The sequence below is a fragment of the Enterobacter sp. AN-K1 genome (assembly GCF_020971765.1).
GTDB classification, from domain to species: domain Bacteria; phylum Pseudomonadota; class Gammaproteobacteria; order Enterobacterales; family Enterobacteriaceae; genus Enterobacter; species Enterobacter hormaechei_C.
Map to the genome: position 1 here is coordinate 2,851,477 of NZ_CP087390.1, position 22,002 is coordinate 2,873,478.

19 protein-coding genes are annotated in these 22,002 nt (G+C 58.9%); 13 read left to right on the top strand and 6 right to left on the bottom strand.

Annotated elements, in window-relative coordinates; translation table 11 throughout:
- Positions 1–7: 7 nt before the first annotated feature.
- Positions 8–5,593: an ATP-binding sensor histidine kinase gene (locus LOC22_RS13615; protein WP_230238973.1), complete on the top strand. Its 5,586-nt coding sequence runs from the start codon at positions 8–10 to the stop codon at positions 5,591–5,593.
- Between the two features lie 3 nt (positions 5,594–5,596).
- Here LOC22_RS13615 and LOC22_RS13620 read toward each other — a convergent pair whose 3' ends face one another.
- Positions 5,597–6,214, bottom strand: coding sequence for a response regulator transcription factor (locus tag LOC22_RS13620; RefSeq protein ID WP_032104365.1), 618 nt, complete (start codon positions 6,212–6,214; stop codon positions 5,597–5,599).
- Positions 6,215–6,393: 179 nt separating this feature from the next.
- A complete protein-coding gene (locus tag LOC22_RS13625; protein ID WP_017383871.1) occupies positions 6,394–6,780 on the bottom strand; it encodes a VOC family protein in 387 nt (128 codons plus the stop codon).
- A gap of 88 nt (positions 6,781–6,868) precedes the next feature.
- On the opposite strand from LOC22_RS13625, the gene LOC22_RS13630 reads away from it, so the two are divergent.
- Both LOC22_RS13630 and LOC22_RS13635 read left to right on the top strand, forming a co-directional pair.
- On the top strand, positions 6,869–7,471 hold the full coding sequence (locus LOC22_RS13630; RefSeq protein WP_015572566.1) for an ATP-dependent Clp protease proteolytic subunit: 603 nt from the start codon (positions 6,869–6,871) through the stop codon (positions 7,469–7,471).
- A 134-nt stretch (positions 7,472–7,605) separates the two neighbouring features.
- Positions 7,606–8,727, top strand: coding sequence for a cupin domain-containing protein (locus tag LOC22_RS13635; RefSeq protein WP_015572567.1), 1,122 nt, complete (start codon positions 7,606–7,608; stop codon positions 8,725–8,727).
- A gap of 38 nt (positions 8,728–8,765) precedes the next feature.
- Here LOC22_RS13635 and LOC22_RS13640 read toward each other — a convergent pair whose 3' ends face one another.
- Complete coding sequence (locus LOC22_RS13640; protein WP_015572568.1) at positions 8,766–8,951, bottom strand: hypothetical protein; 186 nt, start codon at positions 8,949–8,951, stop codon at positions 8,766–8,768.
- Between the two features lie 219 nt (positions 8,952–9,170).
- On the opposite strand from LOC22_RS13640, the gene LOC22_RS13645 reads away from it, so the two are divergent.
- The 3 genes from LOC22_RS13645 (at position 9,171) to foxA (ending at position 12,726) form a co-directional block, all read left to right on the top strand.
- The gene (locus tag LOC22_RS13645) at positions 9,171–9,404 is read left to right on the top strand and encodes a DUF2171 domain-containing protein (RefSeq protein ID WP_003863067.1); all 234 of its coding nucleotides are present in this window, start codon (positions 9,171–9,173) and stop codon (positions 9,402–9,404) included.
- A gap of 135 nt (positions 9,405–9,539) precedes the next feature.
- Positions 9,540–10,496 (top strand): helix-turn-helix domain-containing protein, encoded by a 957-nt coding sequence (locus tag LOC22_RS13650; protein ID WP_015572569.1) that lies wholly within the window; start codon positions 9,540–9,542, stop codon positions 10,494–10,496.
- Between the two features lie 121 nt (positions 10,497–10,617).
- The gene (foxA, locus tag LOC22_RS13655) at positions 10,618–12,726 is read left to right on the top strand and encodes a ferrioxamine B receptor FoxA (protein WP_103557149.1); all 2,109 of its coding nucleotides are present in this window, start codon (positions 10,618–10,620) and stop codon (positions 12,724–12,726) included.
- A 74-nt stretch (positions 12,727–12,800) separates the two neighbouring features.
- On the opposite strand, the gene LOC22_RS13660 is transcribed toward foxA, so the two are convergent.
- Positions 12,801–14,216: a PLP-dependent aminotransferase family protein gene (locus tag LOC22_RS13660; RefSeq protein WP_026080655.1), complete on the bottom strand. Its 1,416-nt coding sequence runs from the start codon at positions 14,214–14,216 to the stop codon at positions 12,801–12,803.
- 176 nt (positions 14,217–14,392) lie between these two features.
- Here LOC22_RS13660 and LOC22_RS13665 point away from each other — a divergent pair, with 176 nt between their 5' ends.
- The gene (locus LOC22_RS13665; protein WP_165468206.1) at positions 14,393–14,554 is read left to right on the top strand and encodes a DUF1127 domain-containing protein; all 162 of its coding nucleotides are present in this window, start codon (positions 14,393–14,395) and stop codon (positions 14,552–14,554) included.
- Between the two features lie 85 nt (positions 14,555–14,639).
- Here LOC22_RS13665 and LOC22_RS13670 read toward each other — a convergent pair whose 3' ends face one another.
- Complete coding sequence (locus LOC22_RS13670) at positions 14,640–16,028, bottom strand: PLP-dependent aminotransferase family protein (protein ID WP_230238974.1); 1,389 nt, start codon at positions 16,026–16,028, stop codon at positions 14,640–14,642.
- Between the two features lie 102 nt (positions 16,029–16,130).
- Between LOC22_RS13670 and LOC22_RS13675 the strand changes: the two genes are divergently transcribed.
- From LOC22_RS13675 to LOC22_RS13700, 6 genes are all read left to right on the top strand, one after another.
- Positions 16,131–16,610: a carboxymuconolactone decarboxylase family protein gene (locus LOC22_RS13675; RefSeq protein ID WP_045344429.1), complete on the top strand. Its 480-nt coding sequence runs from the start codon at positions 16,131–16,133 to the stop codon at positions 16,608–16,610.
- A gap of 258 nt (positions 16,611–16,868) precedes the next feature.
- A complete protein-coding gene (locus LOC22_RS13680) occupies positions 16,869–17,192 on the top strand; it encodes an antibiotic biosynthesis monooxygenase family protein (protein WP_032652462.1) in 324 nt (107 codons plus the stop codon).
- Positions 17,185–17,904: an ArsR/SmtB family transcription factor gene (locus LOC22_RS13685; protein WP_017383867.1), complete on the top strand. Its 720-nt coding sequence runs from the start codon at positions 17,185–17,187 to the stop codon at positions 17,902–17,904. The genes LOC22_RS13680 and LOC22_RS13685 overlap by 8 nt, the downstream gene beginning before the upstream one ends.
- A gap of 149 nt (positions 17,905–18,053) precedes the next feature.
- Positions 18,054–18,524, top strand: coding sequence for a MarR family winged helix-turn-helix transcriptional regulator (locus LOC22_RS13690; protein WP_045333472.1), 471 nt, complete (start codon positions 18,054–18,056; stop codon positions 18,522–18,524).
- Entirely contained in the window at positions 18,521–19,588 is a 1,068-nt protein-coding gene (locus tag LOC22_RS13695) for an HlyD family secretion protein (protein WP_230239553.1), read from the top strand. Before LOC22_RS13690 ends, LOC22_RS13695 begins: the two co-directional genes overlap by 4 nt.
- Positions 19,578–20,654 carry a DUF2955 domain-containing protein gene (locus LOC22_RS13700; protein WP_015572578.1) on the top strand — a complete coding sequence of 359 codons (1,077 nt, stop codon included), beginning with the start codon at positions 19,578–19,580 and terminating at the stop codon, positions 20,652–20,654. Before LOC22_RS13695 ends, LOC22_RS13700 begins: the two co-directional genes overlap by 11 nt.
- Here the strand turns inward: LOC22_RS13700 and LOC22_RS13705 are convergent.
- Positions 20,651–21,922 carry a DUF445 domain-containing protein gene (locus tag LOC22_RS13705; protein ID WP_015572579.1) on the bottom strand — a complete coding sequence of 424 codons (1,272 nt, stop codon included), beginning with the start codon at positions 21,920–21,922 and terminating at the stop codon, positions 20,651–20,653. The genes LOC22_RS13700 and LOC22_RS13705 overlap by 4 nt on opposite strands.
- Between the last annotated feature and the right edge of the window lie 80 nt (positions 21,923–22,002).

Genomic DNA, 22,002 nt, shown 5'->3' on the forward strand with positions numbered 1-22,002 from the left:
ATCGCGGATGAACGAACATACGTCGCCTGCATTTTGGCCCGCCCGGGGAAGTCTCCATGAAGGGCGGGCTTTTGTTCTGAAAGAGGATGTCATTTTTACCGTGCTGGCGCAGGAGGGCGGCATCTCCTGGATGAACGGGCGACATCCCCAGTCCGGCGGTTCGTTTATTATTGCCACCGCGGTCAGCGATGAAGAAGAGGAGCGGGCAACGCGGCTGCTGAAAAACGAGTTTGCCCTGCGCGACCGGCTTCATGACGGCTGGGCTATCCGGCCCGTCGCTTCAACCCAGTACCGCGGACGTTTTGCGCTGGTCTACGCGCCGTTCTGCTTTGAACTGCTGGCGTGCCGGGCAGGTAAGGCGATTTCCGGGATCGCCCGCTTTATCGAAATGGCGATCCGCATCTGCGGTCCCCTGCGCCAGATGCATCTGCACAACCTGATCCACGGCGATATCAAACCCGGGGCGTTCTTCGTTCATCACGACGCCACCTGCCGTCTTTGCAGCTTCGGTCTTTCCTGCGGCACCTCCGACGCGTTCTCCCAGTCCCGGCTTGCCGCGTCTGGCGGCACGCCCGCCTACATGTCACCGGAACACACCACGCGTACCCGGCGCGCCGTCGACAGCCGGAGCGATCTCTACAGTCTGGGTATCGTGCTTTATGAACTTCTGACCGGGCGATTGCCGTTTGAACTGAGCGCTGATGACCAGACCAACTGGGCGCATTACCACATTGCCTCTGAGCCGCTTGCGCCGGGGCGGGTGCGCCCGGACGTACCCGGCATGCTGTCGACCATTATCCTTAAGCTGCTGGAGAAGAATCCGGAGAATCGCTATCAGACCGTCGACGGGCTGATTGCCGACCTCAGGCGCTGCCAGGCGACGCTGACCGCCGAAGGTGAGATCGTCGACTTTATTCCCGGCCAGCAGGATCGCTCTCCGGCGATCCATCTTGCCGATTCGCTTTTCTCTGCGCATCCGCAGGCCAGCGACGTCATCGCCGCGTTTGAGCGGGTCAGCCAGAGCGGTGCGCCGGAACTGGTGACTATTGGGGGGCCTTCGGGGATCGGCAAATCTTCCGTGATCGCCACCACGCTGAAATCGCTGCAACAGCGCAAGGTGCTGCTGGCGGTGGGCAAGGTCGATCAATATTCTCCCACGCTGCCCTACGGCGTGCTGAGTTCGGCGTTTCGGACGCTCACGCTGCACCTGCTCGGGCTGCCAGCCGGGGAGGTAGCGACGTGGAAAATCCGCCTGTCGCGCGCGCTGGAAGGCTTCGAGGAGCTGGCCGTCAGCCTGGTGCCGGAGCTGAATTTACTCCTTGAGAACAAACCGCGTTTCTCTGCGGATACCTTTTCCATCGACGCGCGGGCGCGCTTCAGCCATATGGTGCTGGCGCTGGTGAAAACCTTCGCCACCCAGGGCGCGCCGCTGGTGCTGCTGCTGGATAATGTGCAGTGGATCGACGCCGCCAGCCTGCAAACGCTCGATCACCTGCTGCGCGCCTGCGGCGCCATCCCGCTGCTGGTGGTGATGGCGCACCGCGATCTCAGTTCGCTTTCTGAGCCCACCTTGCAGACCGCGCTGGCGAGCCTGCCGGAGGCGGCGCAACACGCCACGACGATTGTACCGCAGCCGCTGTCGGTGAAGGCCGTGGCGCGCTGGCTCGGGGGGATTTTTCATGCCCGCAGTACCGGTACCGCCGATCTTGCCACGCTGATCCATGAAAAAACCGGCGGCAACCCGCTGTTCGTGCAGGAATTTTTCCGCCGCATCGTCGATGACGGACTGGTGGTGCACAACAAATATCAGGGGAAATGGCATTACGATCTCCAGGCCATCCGCGCCCGGCACTACACCGAGAACGTGGTGACGCTGGTGCTTGAACAGCTCAAGGAGATGCCCGACGAGACGCGCCGCCTGCTGGGCAGCATCGCCTGCCTCGGCTGCACGGGCGAGCTGGAGATGCTGTGCCGCGTGGTGGGGCGGTCGGCGGCGGAAATCCGCTACGCGCTTCATCCGGCGGTGACCGCTCAGCTGATTGTGCTGACGGAGAAAGAGTACGCTTTTACCCACGATCGGGTGCAGGAAGCCGCCTTTGCCCTGCTGGATGAGGGCGAGAAAAGCCATCTGCACCTGACCACCGCCAGCCTGCTGGCGGATGCCGCGCGGCAGACGGCGGGCAACGAATTGCTGTTCCGCGCGGTTCACCACGTCAGCGCCGCGCTGGACTGCATCCAGCCTGCACCCCAGCGGCAGCGATTCCGGGAGCTGAGCCTTCAGGCCGCGCGGCGTGCGAAGCGTACCGGCGATTACCTTTCCGCCTTAAGCTATATCCAGACCGCCAGAGCGCTGGGGAATGCGGGCCCGGTCTCGGACTTTATGCTGGATATCGAAGAGGCGGGCTGTGAGTTTGCGCTCGGACACCTGGAGCGCACGCGTGCGCTGTGCGATGCGATCCTCGGTTCACCGGGCGGGCTGACGGAGAAAGCGCTGGCCGCCAACCTGCTGGCGGAAGTTTATATGCGCCAGTCGGAGATCCGCCTGGCGCTGGAGGCGTCGTTATGCTGGCTGGGCGTGTTCGGGATCCAGATCAGCCGCTACCCGGAAAATGCCGAATGTGACGAGGCCTGGCAGCAGTTCTGTCAACGCACCGCCGACGCGCCGCAGAACCCGTTTTCTCAGCTTAAGCTGATGGAGAGCGCAGAGACCGAAGCGGTGATGAACCTGCTTTACAGCGCCAGTATTTTCGCCAGCTTTACCTGCCCGCGCCTGCACTTTTTACTCCTGTGCCGGATGATGCACCTCACGCTCGATCACGGCATCACCGGCGCCTCCACCACGGCGATGGCCTGGTTTGGCGTGCTGATTGGCCACCGCTACGCCGAATACCGTCTCGGGTTTGAGTACGGCACGCTGGCTCGTGAGCTGGTGAACCGCCACGGCTATGATGCCTATGAAGCCAAAACCCTGCTGCCGCTCGATCAGCTCAGCGTCTGGACCCAGCCGCTGTCGTACACTATCGAGTGCGCCAAGGCCTGCTTTACCTCGGCGGTAACCCACGGCGACATGACGATGGCCTGCTTCGCGGCCTGTCATCAGATCATTAACTTCCTCTCCCGGGGCGATCATCTGGATGGCGTGCTGACCAGCATCGATCGCGGTCTGGCCTTTGTGCGCAAAACGGATTACCAGGACATTGAAACCGTTCTGCACATTCAGCGCCGCTACGTGGAGTTTTTACGCACGCCGGTGACGGGCCCATGGAGCGCCGCCCAGGCGCTGCCTGACGATCTGCTGCCCGCGCCGCCGGAGCAGGCGCCCGAGCAGACCTCGACCATGCTCTTCTGGTACTGGCTCTATCGCGGGATGGCGCACTTTTCCTGCGGCGAATACGCCGACGCACAGGCGGATTTAGAAATGGCGGGCTGGTATGCGTGGTCCGCGCCGGGTCATATTCATCTGCTGGATTACCATTTTTACAGCGCGCTGGCGCTCTCCCGCCAGCTCACCCCGGAAACCTTTTCGGCGGATTATCGCCGCAGTATTCATCACCATTACGACAAAATAGCCCTCTGGGCGCGGATCAATCCGGGCACGTTTGCCGATAAAGAGGCGCTGATTTATGCCGAAATCGTCCGTCTGGACGGCATGAACAGCATCGCGCTGGAGCAGTATGAAAAAGCGGTGCGATTCTCGCGGGAGGGCGGGTTTAACCCGATCAATGCCCTGTCGCACGAGCTGGCCGGGCGTTTCTCGCTGGCCTGCGGCTACCCGACCGCCTCCGACGCCCATTTCCGCGGCGCGATTGCCGCCTGGGGGCGCGTCGGGGCGCAGGCCAAGGTGCGCCAGCTGGAGCAGGATTTCCCCCATCTGCTGGCCTCCGGGCAGAGCCGCGCGTATGACACGGCGGCGTTTGCCCAGAACGAGGTGATCCGCGATTTACAGAGCGTCATCAAAGCCTCACGCGCCTTATCCGAAGAGATCAACCTTGAACGTTTAATCGAAAACCTGATGACGCTGCTGCTTGAACGGGCCGGGGCGCAGCGTGGCCTGCTGCTGCGCGTCAGCGATAATCACATCCCGGAGATTGAAGCCAGCGCCTGGACCAGTACCGACGGCGTGCGGGTGCGCATCCTGAAAGCGTCACCGATGGCGACGGACATGCCGCTGTCGGTGCTGGCCGCGGTGATCCGCACCGGGCAGGAGATCCGCACCGGCAAACCGGAGGAGTTCCACCCGTTCAGCCAGGATCCGTATCTGGTGACGTCCGGCGCCGCCGTGATGTGCGTGCCGATGTTCAAACAGGCGCGGCTGGTGGGGATTCTGTATCTGGAAAACCGCCTGATGCCGGAGGTGTTTACCGCCGAACATTCGCGCGTGGTCAGCCTGCTGGGTGCGCAGGCGGCGGTTTCGCTGGAGACGGCGCGGCTCTACGCCGAGCTGCTGGCGGAAAACATCCAGCGCCGGCGGGTGGAGAAAGAGCTGCGCGCCAGCCAGACCTCACTGATGCTGGGCGAGCAGATCAGCCATACCGGCAGCTGGCGCTGGGAACTGGTGCAGGATCTGATGTTTATGTCCGAAGAATACGCCCGTATCCTTGGCCTGCCGGAGCAGCAAAAGATGATCTCAATGGCGGAGTTTTTGACCTTCGTGCATGAGGATGATTATGGCCGGATCAGCACCCTCGTTAATCAGAGCGTGCGTGACGGGCTGTCGATGCGCGCGGAGTTTCGCATCATCCGCACCGACGGCTCCGTTCGTTACATCCTCGGGATTGGCGATCCGGTGGGGGTGGGCAGCGAGGTGAATGAGTATTACGGCATCATTACCGACATCACCAGCCAGCGGGCGGCGGAGGATGCGATGCGGGTGGCGCAGGCGGATCTGGCGCGGGTCTCACGAGCCACTACCGTCGGGCAACTGACCTCCTCGATCGCGCACGAGATCAACCAGCCGCTGATGTCGATTGTCTCGAACGCCGGCGCAAGCCTGCGCTGGCTCAACCGCGATCCGGCGCGGCTGGAAAAAGTGCGCGAGGGGCTGGAGGAGATCGCCGCCGAGGGCGAGCGGGCAGGGGAGATCATCCGCAGCATTCAGTCTCTGACGCGCAAACAGGACCCCACGTTTACGCGAATCGATCTGCACTTCCTGATCCACCACATCATTATGCTTTCCCGCAGCGAACTTGAGCTGCGACACATAAGCGTTGATTATCTTCTGAACGCTGACGACAGCTTTATCATCGGCGACAGCGTGCAGATCCAGCAGGTGTTGCTTAACCTGGTGATGAATGCGATGGAAGCGATGGCGGAAGTGACGGATCGCCCGTGCAGCATCACGATCGCCACCGCGAACTGCGCTGAAGGGAAGGTGATCTTTGAGATCGCCGATACCGGCAGCGGCATTGAGCCGGAGCTCACCGAGCGGATCTTTGACTCGTTCTATTCGACCAAAGCGCAGGGAATGGGGATGGGGCTGACCATCAGCGCCAGCATTATTGAACGGCACCGGGGGAAACTGAGCGCGCGCCGCAGAGAGCCGTACGGCACGGTGTTTACCTTCGCGTTGCCGCTTGCCGGACAGGAGATGTAACGGTTATTCCGCTGGCTGATGTTTGGTCAGGCGCTCGACGGCCCTGACCAGTTCAGCCACGGAGCGGACCTGCATTTTCTCCATCACCCGGCGGCGGTGCACTTTCACCGTAATCTCACTGACGCCCAGCTCGGCGGCGATCTGCTTGTTGAGCTTGCCGCTGACGGCCAGCTCAAGCACCTCATGCTCACGCGGCGTGAGGGAAAGATGGCGCTGTTTCAGGGCGTAGTGCTCTTTGACGCGGGCGGCGTTGTGCTGTGCCAGCCTGAGCGCGGATTCGATGGAGCCGATGAGCGCGCTGGATTCAACGGGCTTAGTGAGAAATTCGTAGGCCCCGCCTTTGATCGCCCGGACGGACATAGGGATGGTGCCGTGGCCGGTGAGAAAGATGATCGGTATTTCCCGGCCGCTGTCTTTCAGCGCATCTGCGACATCAAACCCGGTTATCGTGGGCATTTGCATATCGAGGATCACGCAGGAGGGCAGATCCTCAAAGGGATGGCTGAGAAAGGCTTCTGCTGAGGAAAAGCCAAGGGCATATATATCCGCAGATTCCAGCAGCCTGACAACGGACTGCCTGACTGTGTCATCGTCATCAACCACATAAACAATGTGTTCCATTCACCGCCCCGGTGTTGATTTAAATGTCGAGGATGTAAACAGTCACTATGGCTACGTAAGAGACTGTTTATGCTGACTTTCATCTTAACACATTAAATATCATTATCATTTAGCAATATGATAACCATATGAAGTATAGCGAGCTGGAGCGGAGGCGATGAAGGAACGAAACGCTGTTTTTATGCACCGACAAGCTCAATACGGTTGCCGTCCGGGTCCGCAATCACCGCTTCATAGAAACCGTCCCCGGTCATACGCGGGGCGCTGAGCAGGGAGCCGCTTGCCTGCGCCTGCGCTGCCATACTGTCCACCTGCGCTTTGCTGCCGACGTTGATGGCGATATGCGCCCAGCCGACAAATTCCGGGTGCGAAGGTGCACTGGGCAGGCCCGGCAGCGTCATCAGCTCGATGGTCGGCCCGTCATCCAGGGTAATAAAGTGAGATTTAAACCCCGGACGATTTTTGCTGACGTAGCGGTCATTACTGCGGCCGCCAAACACCGTTTCCCAGAACTGAACCTGCGCGTCCAGGCTGCGGGTCCAGAGTGCGACATGTGCAATATTCATAAGATCCCTCGTTATTTGTCTGTGAGGACTTTCACCGGTAAAACAGGCTACACTCTGGTTTTGAGCGCGACAAGCTGAGGAAACAACAATGCACTACACACTGAAAGAAAGCGACAAGGAAAAAGCGGAAGGAACAAACGGCGCGGGCGCTCTACAGCAAAAACTGCTGGAATCCCGTTCGATTGTCATCTCCGGAGAGATTAACCAGGAGCTGGCCCAGAAGGTCATCACTCAGATGATCCTGCTGCAAAGCGTCAGCAACGATCCGATCAAGCTGTACATCAACAGTCAGGGCGGCCATGTAGAAGCGGGCGACACCATCCACGACTTCATTAAGTTTATCCGTCCGGAAGTGCATGTGATCGGCACCGGCTGGGTGGCGAGCGCCGGGATCACCATCTTCCTGGCGGCGAAAAAAGAGCACCGCTACGCTCTGCCGAATACCCGCTTTATGATCCACCAGCCGCTGGGCGGCGTGCGCGGTCAGGCAACGGATATCGAAATCGAAGCGCGCGAGATCATCCGCATGCTGGAGCGCGTGAACAAGCTGATTGCTGACGCCACCGGCCAGCCGCTGGAGAAAGTGAAGAAAGACACCGACCGTAACTTCTGGATGTCACCGGCGGAAGCGCTGGACTACGGCATCGTGGGTAAACTGATTACCCATTATGACGAGCTGAACCTGGATTAAGTTTAAGCCGGCGTGTGCGTCGGGTGACGGCTTCGCCTTACCCGACCTACGCGCGCTCGATTGACCCATGACAAGTTCCCCCCTCGCTGTCTCTTCTATAATCGCGCCTGTCTCCCCTCTCACTGGTGCTACCCATGGCGTATCAACTGAACCTGAACTGGCCGGAATTTCTTGAAAAATACTGGCAAAAACAACCCGTTGTGCTGAAAAATGCCTTCCCGAATTTTGTCGACCCCATTACCCCTGATGAACTGGCGGGTCTGGCGATGGAGCCGGAAGTTGATAGCCGCCTGGTAAGCCATGCTAACGGCAAGTGGCAGGCGAGCAATGGCCCGTTTGAGCATTTCGATAACCTCGGTGAAACCGGCTGGTCCCTGCTGGCGCAGGCGGTGAACCACTGGCATATGCCCGCGGCAGAGCTGGTGCGTCCGTTCCGCGTCCTGCCGGACTGGCGTCTCGATGACCTGATGATCTCCTTCTCCGTCCCGGGTGGCGGCGTTGGGCCGCATATCGATCAGTACGATGTGTTTATTATCCAGGGGATGGGCAGCCGCCGCTGGCGCGTGGGGGACAAGCTGCCGATGCGTCAGTTCTGTCCGCATCCGGCCCTGCTGCATGTCGATCCGTTTGAGCCGATCATCGACGAAGATCTGGCCCCGGGCGATATCCTCTACATTCCGCCTGGATTCCCGCATGACGGCTTCACCCATGAAACCGCGCTCAACTACTCCGTCGGTTTCCGCGGGCCGAACGGTCGCGATCTGATCAGCAGCTTTGCCGACTACGCGCTGGAGAACGATCTGGGCGGCGAACATTACAGCGATCCGGATCTGACCTGCCGCGAACACCCTGGCCGCGTGGAGCAGTACGAGCTCGATCGCATTCGGCAGATGATGATCGACATGATTAGCAAGCCAGATGATTTTACGAAATGGTTTGGCAGCTTCGTCTCCACGCCGCGTCACGAGCTGGATATTGCCGCCGCCGAGCCGCCGTATTCCGCAGAAGAAGTGCTCGACGCGCTGCAAGGGGGCGAAACGCTCTCCCGCCTGAGCGGACTGCGCGTGCTGAACATCAACGGCAGCGTCTTTATCAACAGCGAACAGCTGGAAACGGCGGATGTGAACGGGGCGGACGCGCTGTGCCGCTTCACCGAGCTCGGCCAGGCTGAGCTGGGCGATGCGCTGAATAATCCGGCGTTTGTGGAAGAGCTGACCGGTTTGATTAACCAGGGCTACTGGTTCTTCGACGAGTAACAGCAGGCGGCGTTTAGTCAGGCTAAACGCCGCCAGGTTCAAACCAGCATATTACAGGCCTTCCAGTAGTTAAGAAGCCGCTCATCGTCGCGCTCTTTCTCCGCTTTGATTTTCATCGCCCGGGCGAGATTTTCTCGCGATACTTCATGGCCTTTTTGCACGATGTCTAAAACCGCTTCACCAAGAGCCAGTGAAATTTCTGCCCGATTATTGCGAATCGTCATAAATACCTCCTCGTTGGTTGCGATAATTTAATTATGAACGGGAGATAATCAGTCGGTAATAATTCATCTCATTCTTATTTTTTCATTTCGGCGTTAAGTAGACTTAATATTCAGTTCTGTCAATGATGTTTCAAAATGCTAATAAGACGTTTAAGCCTGAATTTATGCGCTACAGTTAATTTTGTGCAACAGGCAAATAACCGAAACAGGAGAATAATTATGGTAGATAAAAGCGCAATTAAGGATCACACCCAGGTTGTCGCCAGCTGCGGAACGCACGTCGGGGTTGTGGACCATCTTGATGGTGAGCGAATCAAGCTTGCGAAGAGCGATCCGGAATCGGGCGGCAAACACCACTTTATTCCTCTCGGCTGGGTTGATAAGGTCGAAGATAATAAAGTTGTCCTGACCAAAAACCATAAAGAGGTTTTTGCTGAGTGGCAGGAAGCATAAATATATTTCTCGCAAGGAAATATATGCCTTCGCTCCGGCTTCGTCCGGAGCGTAATAGTGTCTGCGCCCGGTGATTGCTGCCATTACAAATGGATGATACTGTTTTGCCTGTCCTTTCCCCGATGCAGGCCCCAAATGATGCTCCAGAGTGAAAATAGATCAGCGAAACGCATATTTTTTGTTGAAGATTTTCAGGTATTCGGCGAGCGCTACGGCATCGACTACCGTTTCCCCCAGTTAAAAGAGGCGCAGGTCAGCGGTAGCCCCGTGTTGCAGGGAAATGTTGAAGAAATGATGCTCTCGTCCGGCATTTCGCTGACCCATTCCGACGTACGTGTATTACAGCCCTATGAAACCACCTCTCGCCACAGCAGCCCGCTCTATATGCTGGTGGTGCTGGAAGGGTGCGTGACGCTCACACTCAATGGTATCAATTATCCCGTCCGCCCGGGCATGGCGTTCAGCTCACGTCTGAGTGAAGATCAGGTGATGAGCGCGCGTCACGATGCCGACAGCACGCTGAAAACGCTCTCGTTTGGCGTCTACCCGCACGATGCCGGACGTGAAGCCCTGCTTGAGTCATTGCTTCTGGAATGGCAAAGCCTGAATGCACCCGCGTTTGTCTGGCAGGTTCCCGAGTTTGTGATGTCAGGTATTCTGCATGCGCAGCGGCAGGGGGGAAGCGTGCTCTCACGCAAGCTGTTGCTGGAGGGGCTGATGTATCAGCTGCTCGGCCATGGCCTCAACCAGCGCCAGCAGCCTTGCCCAGGCCGCCCTGAGCATGCGCGTCTTGAACGCGTGCGGAGCCTGCTGGAACAGTCTCCTGAACGGGATCATACTCTCGCGCAGCTGGCAGCCCTTGCCGCAATGAGCCCAAGCAGCCTGCGCAGCAAGTTCCGTCAGCGCTACGGCTGCACGCTCTTCGATTACCTTCGCGACTGTCGCCTTGCGCTGGCGCGCCGCTATCTGCTGGAAGGCCACAGCGTGCAGCAGGCGGCTTGGATGTGCGGGTATCAGCATGCCACCAACTTTGCCACCGCGTTTCGTCGTCATTACGGGATTTCACCGGGGGACGTGCGCAAACTCCGCTAACGTAATTTCTCCTGTCGCGCGAATGCATTCCGTGTGGTTTAGCATCGCGCATACGTAACCTGGCGGCACGCATAGCCGTTTGCACTCTCAAAAAGGTAATAATTCTTATTAACAATAAGAAATATCTCTGGAGAGGGTTATGTTTGTTAAATCGCGTCTGGCACTGCTGGTGGGATGGGTTACCGGTAGCGTTGCTTTTCCTTTACTGGCGCAGGATGCCCAAAAAACTGACACCGTGGTGGTGACCTCGCAGATGCAGTCTGCGGCCACCAAGCTTGAAACACCGGATATTGAAACCCCGCAGTCGGTCTCTATCGTCACTCGCGAGCAGTTCGAAGAGCAGGGCGCAACCAGCGTGCGTCAGGCCGTGAGCTACACGCCGGGGGTCTACAGCAACCAGATCGGGGCGTCAAACCGCTTTGACTACATGGTGCTGCGCGGCTTCTCGGACGGCAGCCTGGACAACGTCTACCTCGACGGCCTGAAGATGATGGGCGACACCAACTCCCACAGCTCGCTGGTGGTTGACCCGTGGTTCCTGGACAGTATCGAAGTAGTGCGCGGTCCGGCCTCCGTGCTCTATGGCCGCTCATCGCCGGGCGGGATTGTGGCGCTCACCTCCCGTAAGCCATCGTTCGATCCTGGCGGGGAGATCAAGCTCTTCGCCGGTAACAATAACCAGCGTGGGGCGATGTTCGACGTCACTGGCCCGGTTGATGATAACGACCGCGTGGCGGTGCGCCTCAGCGGGATGACCCGCTATGCCGATTCCCAGTTCGATCCGCTGAAGGAAGAGCGTTACGCCCTGATGCCGAGCCTGACCTGGCGTATCACCGACAACACCCGTCTGGATCTGATGGCCTACCTGCACCGCGATCCGGAAGGCGGCAGCCACTCCGGCCTGCCATATGAGGGCACCGTTGTACCGCACAGCGGTAAGAAAATCTCCAACACCTTCTTCGAGGGCGAGGACGATTACGACAAGTACGATCGTCGGGAAAACATGGTCGGCTATAACATCGAGCACCTGTTTGACAGCGGCTGGTCCGTGCGCCAGAAGCTGCGCTACCTGCACACCAAAGTCGAGCTGAACCAGGTGTATGCCGCAGGCTGGCTGAATGACACCGAGCTGAACCGCGGCTATTCCGGCTCCGACGAGAAGATGAACGCCATCACCCTGGATAACCAGGTCGACGGCAGCTTCGATACCGGGGCGGTAAACCACCGCGTGCTGATCGGCATGGACTACCAGGACCGCACCAACAACGTCACTGGCTACTACGGCGGCTTCCCGCCGATTGACGCTTTCCATCCTGTTTACGGCGCGAAGCCGGACTACATCACCCAGTACAGCAGGGAAAAACACAAGCTGCGCCAGACCGGCTACTACCTACAGGATCAGATGTCCATTGACCGCTGGCGCCTCACGCTGGGCGGGCGTTACGACCAGGTGAGCGTGTCGAACGTCGACAACTTCAACCACACCCGCAGCGATCTGGATAAAAACAACTTCAGCAGCCGCGCGGCGCTGCTGTATCTGTTTGATAACGGCGTCGCGCCGTACGTCAGCTACTCTACCGCCTTTACGCCGACCAGCTTTGCCGACGAGCAGGGCAACATTTTGGATCCGATGAAGGGCAAGCAGTGGGAAGCGGGTGTGAAGTATGAGCCGGAGGGGATGAACAGCCAGTTCAGCGCCTCGGTGTTCCGCATTAACCAGAAGAACATTGCCACTAAAGAGGAGCCGACCGATCCGTACCGTTCCATCGGTGAAATCGAATCCGAAGGCGTTGAACTGGAGGCGATTGGTCAGCTGACCGACAGCCTGCGTATGCAGGCCGCGTACACCTACACGGATATTCGCTACAAGAAGAGCAGCCCGGAAGAGGAGGGCAAGCGCGCCGTTTATGCCCCGCGTAACATGGCCAGCGCCTGGCTGAGTTACGACGTCAAAACCGGCCCTCTGGACGGCCTGACCGTCGGCTCCGGCGTGCGCTATGTCAACGGGATCGCCAGCGATCGCCAGAACACCCATACGCTTCCGTCGTACACGCTGGTGGATATGACCGTGGGGTATGACCTGTCGAAAGTGGGGCTCACGGGCGTGAGCGCGCAGTTGAACGTCAATAACCTGACGGACAGAAGCTACGTCGCGGCGTGTAACTCGCTCTCTTACTGCTACTTCGGTGCAGAACGCAGCATTGTGGGCAGCGTTTCGTGGAAGTTCTGAGTCGTTGATTTTGCCGGGGGCGGGAGCGGTTTTCTCCCTGTGGGAGAGGGGCGGGGTGAGGGCAACAGGCCGTACTACTCCTCCATCGCAATCACAATTGCCTCGCCCATCTTCCTCAGCGCTTCGCGGTTCTTCTCCGTCGGCGGCAGCGCCACGTTGATCCGCAGGCAGTTGCGGTACTTCCCGGAGGCGGAAAACAGCGACCCGGCCGCAGCCTGGATCTTCAGACGGCACAGCTGCTTGCTGACGCACACCATATCGACCGTCTCCGGCAGCTCAACCCACAGCAGGAAGCTTCCCTGCGGGCGGGTGACGCATATCTCTGCCGGAAAATACTGCCGCACCCAGCAGGTATAGGTTTCCATATTCTGCTGATAAATCTGACGCATACGGCGCACGTGGCGATGGTAATGGCCGTCGCGAATAAACGCCGCCACCGCCATCTGCGTGCCCGGCACGTTAAACCCGCCCGCGGCGTACTTCATGTGCATCACCCGGTCGTAATAGCGCCCCGGCACGATCCAGCCGACCCGCAGGCCCGGCGCCACGGTTTTGGTAAACGAGCTGCATAAGAGCACGCGGCCATCTATGTCCATAGAATGAATGGTGCGCGGACGCGGGTACTCCGCCGCCAGCTCGCCGTAAATGTCATCCTCAACAATCACGATATCGTGCCGCTGTGCCAGGGCTAAGACCTGCTTCTTGCGAGACTCCGGCATGATAAACCCGAGCGGGTTATTGCAGTTCGGCACCAGGATCACCGCCTTGATCGGCCATTGCTCCAGCGCCAGCTCTAACGCCTCGATGCTGATCCCGGTCTCGGGATCGGTGGGAATTTCAATGGCCTTGATGTCAAAGCCGCGCAGCATCTGCATGGTGCCGTGAAACGATGGTGACTCGACTGCCACGATGTCACCCGGCTTGCACACCGAGAGCAGGGCGATCGACAGCGCGCCGTGGCAGCCGTTGGTGATGACAATCTCGTTTGCCGCCACGGTGGAGCCGCCATCCAGCATCAGACGGGCGATTTGCTCGCGTAGCTCCAGGCGCCCGTCGAGCACGTCATAGCTCAGCATTTCGCCCGGATTATGCTGCGCAATGCGGCTCATCTCACGCCACAGCGGCTTCAGGCTCGGTTGGTTAATGTCCGGTGAGCCGCCGCCAAAGGAGATCATCTCTTTGTCGGCGCGGGCGTCCAGCAGCATCATCACTTCGTCCCACTGGGTGACGTCCACGGGGCGCTGCACCGGGCGCGTCATCGCCGGGACGGGCGGCTGGGCTTTGCGTTTCGAGACAAAATAGCCGGAGCGCGGCTGAGGCGTAATCAGCTGGCGGTTTTCGAGGATCTGGTAGGCCTGCTGTATGGTGCTGATGCTCACGCCGTGCTCCTGGCTCAGCGTGCGTACCGACGGCAGACGTTCACCGCTGCGATACAGCCCTTGTTCGATACGTTCCGCCAGGAGGTTGGCCAGATGTTGATAGCGCGTCATGCTGTATCCTTTTTTTTCACCATACAGAGCATTAAACCAGTACAGATTGATGGGTAAACCACCATGCAGATACCGTTTTAGCGGATCTGTATGGTAAACAAAAGCAGTTTTTGAATCTGTATTGTACTGGCCGTTTTCCATGATGATAACTCCACTGGCACAGCGAGGAGAGCATCATGGAATTCTACGAGAATCGTTCAAAACGTCCGTTTATCGCGTTTGCCTGGGTAGCGAAAACGCTGCGTAACTGGTATCGCATCAACCGTACCCGCCGTATTCTGAGCCAGATGAGCGACGAGCAGCTCAAGGACGTCGGGTTATCGCGATATGATGTGTGAGCATAGGGTTGCCCGGTGGCGCTACGCTTACCGGGCCTACAGGAGACCGTAGGCCGGGTAAGGCGCAGCCGCCACCCGGCGGTTTTCAGCTCAACAGCGCAAGCGTCTGCCGTTTCGGCCTTTCCAGCAGCTCAACTGCCTCCTGATATGACCGCACGTTGTTATAGCCCATCACCAGCCCGTAGCGTTTGCCCGACCCGCGATACCACGCCGAAAGCGCATTGACCTGCAATTGCTGTTCCTGCCAGCAGCGGGCGATCTCCCGGTCAGCGCTTCCCTTTGCGAGGAACGCGACAATATGCATTCCACCGTCGTTTTGCTCGGTGAAGAACAGATCACCATAGACCTCACGCAGGGCGGCAATCATCCAGTCGCGGCGGGTTTGATAGAGCGCGCGCATCTTTTTCAGATGACGGAAAAAATGCCCCTCGTTGAGAAACGTGGTGAGGATTTTTTGCGTCAGGACCGGCTGGCCGCTGGTGAGGATGTCCGCGCTGTCGGTAAACGCGCCGACAGTGCTGGCGGGCATCACCACGTAGCCCATGCGCAGTGAAGGCATGATGGTTTTGCTGAAGGTGCCCATAAAGATCACCCTGTCATGCTGGTCGAGGCTTTTCAACGACGGCAGCACTTTGCGGGTGTAGTGAAATTCGCCGTCATAGTCATCTTCGATAATCCACGCCTCGTTTTGTGACGCCCAGTCGAGCAGCTGCTGCTTGCGCGGCAGGGAGAGCGTCATCGCCAGCGGGCTCTGGTGCGACGGGGTAACGATGGCGAAGCGGGCATCGTGGTGATTACGCAGCAGGTAGTCCGTATCCATCCCTGCGCGATCGACCGGCACGGTGTGCAGGCGGGGCACAATGCGCTTGAGCAACTGCTGGCCCATAAAGTAGCCCGGATCCTCAAATACCACCTTATCGCTGCGGCTGGCGAGCGTGTCGAGGATCAGGCGCAGGCTGCCGCTGTAGCCGCTGGTGATCAGCACCTGTTCTGCGGTGCAGGACAACCCGCGCGAGATATTGAGATAGCGGGCAATTGCCTCGCGCAGCGGATACCAGCCCAGCACCGGCGGGTTGAGCATTTCATCCTGACGCATGGCGCGCGTCGCCTGGCCTGCCAGCAGCAGCCATTTTTTATAGGGGAAGCTGTCGAGCGCGGGAATGCCGGGGCGCAGAAAACCGGCCCGTTCGCGCTGGCTAATCAACGACGCCGGCAGCGTGCCGGTCGCTTGTTCTGCCGGGGCGTTTTGCGCGGGCAGCAGAAGATCCGGATTCACCCGCGTCCCGCGCGCGCCCTGGCTTACCAGATATCCTTCCCCCGTCAGAATGGCATAGGCTGTTTCAACGGTTTTTCGCGCGACCTTAAGCTCTTCAGCCAGCACGCGGATGGCAGGCACTTTGTCGCCGGGCTTCAGTACGCCGCGCGTGATGTTATCGCGATAGCGGGTATAAATGTCGTGATAGCCCGGCTTCATGTCCTACCTCATTTCAGGTTTTTTGTGTCTTTTTACTATGTCATTAACGACGTAGATTTGCCTCATCGCATGATAAAAACCGCACAAAAAAGAGGAAAGACAATGAGCACCCGCGTAAACCACCACAAAGCCACACCTGCACTCGCCAACGCGCTTTCCGCCCTGAGCATGGAAGTGGCGAAAACCTCCATTGATCCGGCGCTGAAGCACCTGATCGACATTCGCGTCTCGCAGCTGAACGGCTGTACCTTCTGCCTGGATATGCATTCGAAAGAGGCCAAAATTGCCGGCGAGCGCGAGCTGCGCCTGTACCATCTGGCGGCGTGGCGGGAGTCGCCGCTGTTCAGCGCCCGCGAGAAAGCCGCGCTGGCCTTCACCGAAGCGCTGACCCAGATTAGCGTTCACGGCGTGAGTGACGCGCTGTACCGCAGCGTGGCGGAGCATTTCTCGGACGTGGAAATTTCAGAGCTGAACTTCGCCATCGTAGCGATCAACGCCTGGAACCGCCTGGGCATTACCTCTCGCATGGAGCCGGGCTCGCTGGATGCGGCATATGGGCTGAACAAGGCTAACCTGGAGTAATCCCGCGCTCGCGGATTATCGCCACCTGCGCCCGTAAGCTTGGCGGGACGTGACGATGGCGAGTGGGGGATTCGGGCGTTTATGGAGCCGAGGTCGATTGTGGGTTAAACCCTGCCCGGTGGCGCTACGCTTACCGGGCCTACAAAACACCGTAGGCCGGATAAGCGCAGCGCCATCCGGCAAACACTTCGCTCCATACCGAAGCATCCACACCATTAGTCCCGCATTCTCTCCATATCATCACACGGAGAGACCTTCATGATTGCAGTCCTTTTCGAAGCTAAAGCTGCACCGGCGCATCAGGCGCGCTATCTTCAACTTGCCGCAGAGCTTAAGCCTTTGCTGGCCGATATCGACGGCTTTATTGATATCGAACGGTTCCAGAGCCTGACGACCGACGGCAAAATCCTGTCCCTTTCCTGGTGGCGGGATGAAGAGGCCGTCCGCCGCTGGAAGCAGAATGTCTTCCATCAGGCCGCGCAGGCCGAAGGCCGGGCGTCGATTTTTTCTTTCTACCGTATTCGCGTGGCGCAGCTGATGCGGGAGTACAGCTCCGAAACGGGAGGGCACGCGGATGTATGACGTTCATGTGATTTTCGACAACAGGCCCGGCGAGCAGGGTGAAATTGCGGCGGCGCTGGAACAGGCCATTGCCGCTGTAGCGGCTACAATGGCCGATCCGTCGCGCGTGAAGATGCTCTGTGCTCTGATGGACGGGCGGGCGTGGACGGCTACAGAGCTGAGCGTGGCGGCAGACGTTGCGCCGTCGACCGCCAGTGGGCATCTCGCGCGGCTGGTGGAGGGAAAGCTGATTACCTGCCTGTCTCAGGGGCGGCATCGCTACTATCGCCTGGCGGGACACGACGTGGCGGCGCTTGTCGAGCAGATGATGGGACTCTCCTGGAGCCGCATCACGCCGCCGGAAACCTCCGCGCCAAAAGCCCTGCGCGAAGCACGAACCTGCTACGACCATCTTGCCGGAACGGTGGCGGTGCATATCTATGAATTCATGCAGGCGGAAGGCTGGCTTGAGGCAGACGGTTCAGCGCTCACGCTACATGGCCGCGAGCAGTTTCTGAAGCTTGGTATTCCGTTAAATCCCAATACCCGTCGCAAGGCGTGCTGCGCCTGCCTGGACTGGAGCGAGCGGCGGTTTCATCTGGGGGGAGAGGCCGGCGCGGCGCTGCTCATCCACATGGAAAGCAAAGGTTGGATCCAGCGGGTGGCGGGGTACAGGGAGGTCGTGGTGACGGCTTCGGGGAAAAGTGCCGTCAGGAAGCATTTTAGCCGCTAAACGCCGTTGCGGGCTGATGCCCTCACCCCGACCCTCTCCCACAGGGAGAGGGAGAACATCGTTTCGCAATTCCTGCGCTTTAACTTCTCGTTTCTTGATACTTACCCTGATAACTATTATCGTAATGGCGTACTACGAGAGGATTCCCCATGAGTGAAGAAGATCTGTTTAGCCGCAGGCCGATGGGCATGCGGATGGCGATGATCGTGCGTCAGTGGCGCGCAGTCATCGACGACGCCATTCTCGACACCGGGTTAACCCAGTCGAGCTGGACGGTGATGATGCAGCTTCATCAACTCGGGGATAACGTCTCGGTCAGCGAGCTGGCGGAAGTGCAGGGGATTGAACTGCCTCCGCTAATGCGTACGCTGACACAGCTGGAAAAGCAGGGCTACCTGCTGCGCACCGTCTCGCCGTATGACAAGCGTATCCGGCTGCTGACGCTGACGCCTGAGGGAAAAGCCATTCTTGAAAGGCTCTCTCAGGTGATTGAGACGTATCAGGCGCGCGTATCGCAAAACATCGCGCCGGAACATATCGATATTTTCAGCGCCACACTCAATCAAATCGCCTGCAATTTGCGGACAATCCGCGAAGAAGATAATAAGACCGAAAAATAATGACTCCTGAACAAAAGTTTGCCCGCTGGGTAAGGGTGAGTATTGCCTCTTTCCTGCTGATGTTTGTCTACTTTATCGTCGCGGATATCTGGATCCCGCTGACGCCGGACTCCACCGTGATGCGCGTGGTGACCCCGGTGTCAGCCCGCGTCTTCGGGTATGTGGCGGCGGTACATGTCCACAACAATAGCCAGGTTAAGAAAGGCGATCTGCTGTTTGAACTCGACGCCACGCCGTTTCGCAATAAGGTCGAAGCGGCGCAGATCGCGCTGGAACAGGCGCGTCTGTCTAACGACCAGCTGGACGCGCAGATTGCCGCGGCGCAGGCCAGCCTGAAAACCGCCGTGCTGACGGCGCGTAACGACAAAGTGACCTTCGACCGCTACCAGAAACTGAGCACCTTGCAGAACGTGTCGCAGGCGGATCTGGATAAGGTTCGTACCACCTGGCAGAGCAGCGAGCAGTCCGTCAGCTCGATTCAGGCGAATATCCATAACCTGCGCATTCAGCGCGGCGAGCGGGATGAACACCGTAACGTGACGCTGCAAAAATACCGTAACGCGCTGGACGAAGCGGAGCTGAACCTTGGCTGGACGAAGGTCTACGCCGAGGCGGACGGCACGGTCAGTAACCTGCAATTAAGCCCCGGTTTTTACGCCTCGTCCGGTTCGGCAGCGCTGGCGCTGGTCAACACCCGGATCGATATCGTGGCGGATTTCCGCGAGAAGAGCCTGCGGCATACCCACCAGGGGACCGACGCCGCCGTGGTGTTCGACGCCTTCCCGGGGCAAGTTTTCCGTGCCCACGTCACCAGCAGCGACGCGGGGATCCTCGCCGGACAGGAGGCCGTAAACGGTCAACTTTCTGAACCGGAAACCTCCAACCGCTGGGTGCGTGATGCCCAGCGTATGCGCATTCACGTGGCGCTGGACGAAGCCTTACCGAAGCCGCTGCCGACCGGCGCGCGCGCCACCGTGCAGCTCTACAATAGCGAAGGGCCGTTTGCGCGATTCTTCTCCGGGATGCAAATCCATCTGGTGAGCCTGCTTCACTATGTCTATTAGCACCCTGGCGCGGGTATTCACCCCGCACGGCAACATCGTCTACACGGCAAACGACTTTCGTCAGACCCTGCGTATCGTCTTTGCCGGGATGATTGCGCTCAGTATTTCGAGTTTCTACAACACCAGCTACGGCGTGTTTTTTGTGGTCTACCCGATCATGCTGCTGTCGCTGGTGCCGGTGTTTAACCGCCACGTGGCGAAGCAGTTTATCTTCAGCGCCTCGCTGAACTGCATCGAAATGGTGTTTATCATCGGCTATCTGTCCCAGTGGCCGGTCATTATGACGCTGGTGGTGTTTGCCCTGTACGTGATGCGTTTTCGCTTTATGAGTAAGGGGCCGCTGTTCCTGTTCGGCTCGATGGGCGTGGTTTGCCAGAGCGTGATGCTCAACTTTATGAGCTACCCCACCACCAACTGGCACACGCTTTTATTCTCTAACATCGAAGCGAGCGTGATGGCGGTGTGCCTGAGCGCGCTGATGAACTACCTGCTGCCGGACGTGGAGCCGCGTAAGCCGCCGCCGCTGATCGAGAAAGATGACGCCCGCGTGCGCCACGAGTCTCTGCTCTCGGGCACCGTGGCGACGCTGATTTTCGTGGTGTTCCAGATGAGCGACTTAAGCGATTCGCTTTCGGCGCTGATGGCGGGCATTTTGATCCTGTTCCCGATGCACTATCGCGGATCGGTTATCAGCTCCATCTGGCGCGTGGTCGGCGTGGTGCTGGGGTGTCTTTATATCCTTGTCGTCCAGCTTATCCTCTACGATCACAGCAGCCATATGCTGCTAATGATGCCGCTGATTGGCCTTGGACTGGCGTTTGGCGCGCGTCTGCACGTAATGGAGAAGGTCGGCGCTGGGGTAGGCTTCGCCAGTATCACCACCATCGGCATTATGTTCGGGCAGAACATGCATCCGGACAGCGACCTGGTGTTCAGCGATCTGTACCGCATCACCTCCGTCACCTTCGCGCTGGTGGTCACGCTGACGATGGTCTTTCTGGTGCACCTGATCCTGAACCGCTTCGAGGCGACGCGCTACGTTATCGCGCCGCCAAAAGCGGATTAATGCCCCAGCACGGCGGGCAACTGCGAGAGCAGAAACAGGATCAGGCCAATCGTTCCGCCCACCAGGGTACCGTTAACGCGAATGAACTGAAGATCTTTACCGATATTGAGTTCTATCTGGCGTGACATGTCTTTGGCATCCCAGCTTTTCACCGTGTCGCTGATATGGCGCGTCAGGAACGCGGCGAAATCCGGCGCCACGCGGTGCGCGGCTTGCTCCAGATGCTCATTCAGCGACGCCCGCAGGCTGGCGTCGTTGGTCAGCGTTTCGCCAAACCACAGCCCGGCGTTGGCGATACGCTGCTTCACGCGGGAATCATCGCTCTGCATGTCATTTTTCAGCCACTGGCGCAGGTCAGCCCACATTTCCCCCAGATAGCGGTTAAAGGCCTCGTCATTCTTCAGGTAGTGTTTGATATTCTCGGCTTTCGCCGTCATCTCCGGATCGTTTTTCAGATTGTCGATGAACTTGATCGTGGCGCGGTCAAACGCCTGACGGATCTGGTGCGTGCGGTCGTGGCTGATATCGTCCAGCAGCGTGTTCACCGCGTTCGACACCATCTCCGCGCTTTGATCGCCCAGCCACTCGGTGGGCAGCACCATCGCCTTGCGCGGATGCTCGGTCTTAAGCCAGTGGACGATCTGGTCGGCAATAAATTCCCGCGTGCTTTCCCGCTGAATCAGGGTAATCAGGCGGTTGATGATGGCGTCCAGCAGCACCTGGTGACGGTTGTTTTTGGTCATGCTTTCCAGCATGACGGCGCTGGTCTCGGTTAGATCGACTTTGTCGATAGCCTTGTGCACGGCGCGTTTGAGCAGGCGCTGAATGCGTCCATCGTCGGTAAGTTCCAGAAAACCGCTCATCACCTGCACCAGATGCTGCCCCACGCGCCGGGCGTTATCGGGCTGGCTGAACCAGGTCCCAATCATCTGTGCGGGCTCGTAGCGACGGATAAGATCGACAAGGGATTGCGTATCGAGAAACTTTTCCTGCACGAACTGGCCGAGATTGTCGCCGATGCGGTCTTTATTGCGCGGGATAATCGCCGTATGGCGGGAGATAAAGGGAATTGGCACCCGGCGGAACAGCGCGACAACGGCAAACCAGTCCGCCAGCGCGCCGACCATCGCCGCTTCGGCAATGGCCTTTACGCCGCGCACCCAGAAGGTTTGCGGCAGGAACAGAGTGGTGATAAACGCTGCGACGGCAATCAGCAGCAGCGACAGCGCGAGAAGCTTGGCGCGTTTGAGTTCGGTATGTTTTTCCATGGGTTAAGGATAGAGGGATACGGGGGAAAAGTGCAAAGCTGCACGAGGCCAGTCATCTCACTTTCTGGAATGCTCCTTCA

What these genes read in the sequence shown, in the direction of transcription:
- LOC22_RS13615 (WP_230238973.1), top strand. Translation starts at nt 8, where the DNA reads ATGAACGAACATACGTCGCCTGCATTTTGGCCCGCCCGGGGAAGTCTC.
- LOC22_RS13620 (WP_032104365.1), bottom strand. Translation starts at nt 6,214, where the DNA reads ATGGAACACATTGTTTATGTGGTTGATGACGATGACACAGTCAGGCAG.
- LOC22_RS13625 (WP_017383871.1), bottom strand. Translation starts at nt 6,780, where the DNA reads ATGAATATTGCACATGTCGCACTCTGGACCCGCAGCCTGGACGCGCAG.
- LOC22_RS13630 (WP_015572566.1), top strand. Translation starts at nt 6,869, where the DNA reads ATGCACTACACACTGAAAGAAAGCGACAAGGAAAAAGCGGAAGGAACA.
- LOC22_RS13635 (WP_015572567.1), top strand. Translation starts at nt 7,606, where the DNA reads ATGGCGTATCAACTGAACCTGAACTGGCCGGAATTTCTTGAAAAATAC.
- LOC22_RS13640 (WP_015572568.1), bottom strand. Translation starts at nt 8,951, where the DNA reads ATGACGATTCGCAATAATCGGGCAGAAATTTCACTGGCTCTTGGTGAA.
- LOC22_RS13645 (WP_003863067.1), top strand. Translation starts at nt 9,171, where the DNA reads ATGGTAGATAAAAGCGCAATTAAGGATCACACCCAGGTTGTCGCCAGC.
- LOC22_RS13650 (WP_015572569.1), top strand. Translation starts at nt 9,540, where the DNA reads ATGATGCTCCAGAGTGAAAATAGATCAGCGAAACGCATATTTTTTGTT.
- LOC22_RS13660 (WP_026080655.1), bottom strand. Translation starts at nt 14,216, where the DNA reads ATGACGCGCTATCAACATCTGGCCAACCTCCTGGCGGAACGTATCGAA.
- LOC22_RS13665 (WP_165468206.1), top strand. Translation starts at nt 14,393, where the DNA reads ATGGAATTCTACGAGAATCGTTCAAAACGTCCGTTTATCGCGTTTGCC.
- LOC22_RS13670 (WP_230238974.1), bottom strand. Translation starts at nt 16,028, where the DNA reads ATGAAGCCGGGCTATCACGACATTTATACCCGCTATCGCGATAACATC.
- LOC22_RS13675 (WP_045344429.1), top strand. Translation starts at nt 16,131, where the DNA reads ATGAGCACCCGCGTAAACCACCACAAAGCCACACCTGCACTCGCCAAC.
- LOC22_RS13680 (WP_032652462.1), top strand. Translation starts at nt 16,869, where the DNA reads ATGATTGCAGTCCTTTTCGAAGCTAAAGCTGCACCGGCGCATCAGGCG.
- LOC22_RS13685 (WP_017383867.1), top strand. Translation starts at nt 17,185, where the DNA reads ATGTATGACGTTCATGTGATTTTCGACAACAGGCCCGGCGAGCAGGGT.
- LOC22_RS13690 (WP_045333472.1), top strand. Translation starts at nt 18,054, where the DNA reads ATGAGTGAAGAAGATCTGTTTAGCCGCAGGCCGATGGGCATGCGGATG.
- LOC22_RS13700 (WP_015572578.1), top strand. Translation starts at nt 19,578, where the DNA reads ATGTCTATTAGCACCCTGGCGCGGGTATTCACCCCGCACGGCAACATC.
- LOC22_RS13705 (WP_015572579.1), bottom strand. Translation starts at nt 21,922, where the DNA reads ATGGAAAAACATACCGAACTCAAACGCGCCAAGCTTCTCGCGCTGTCG.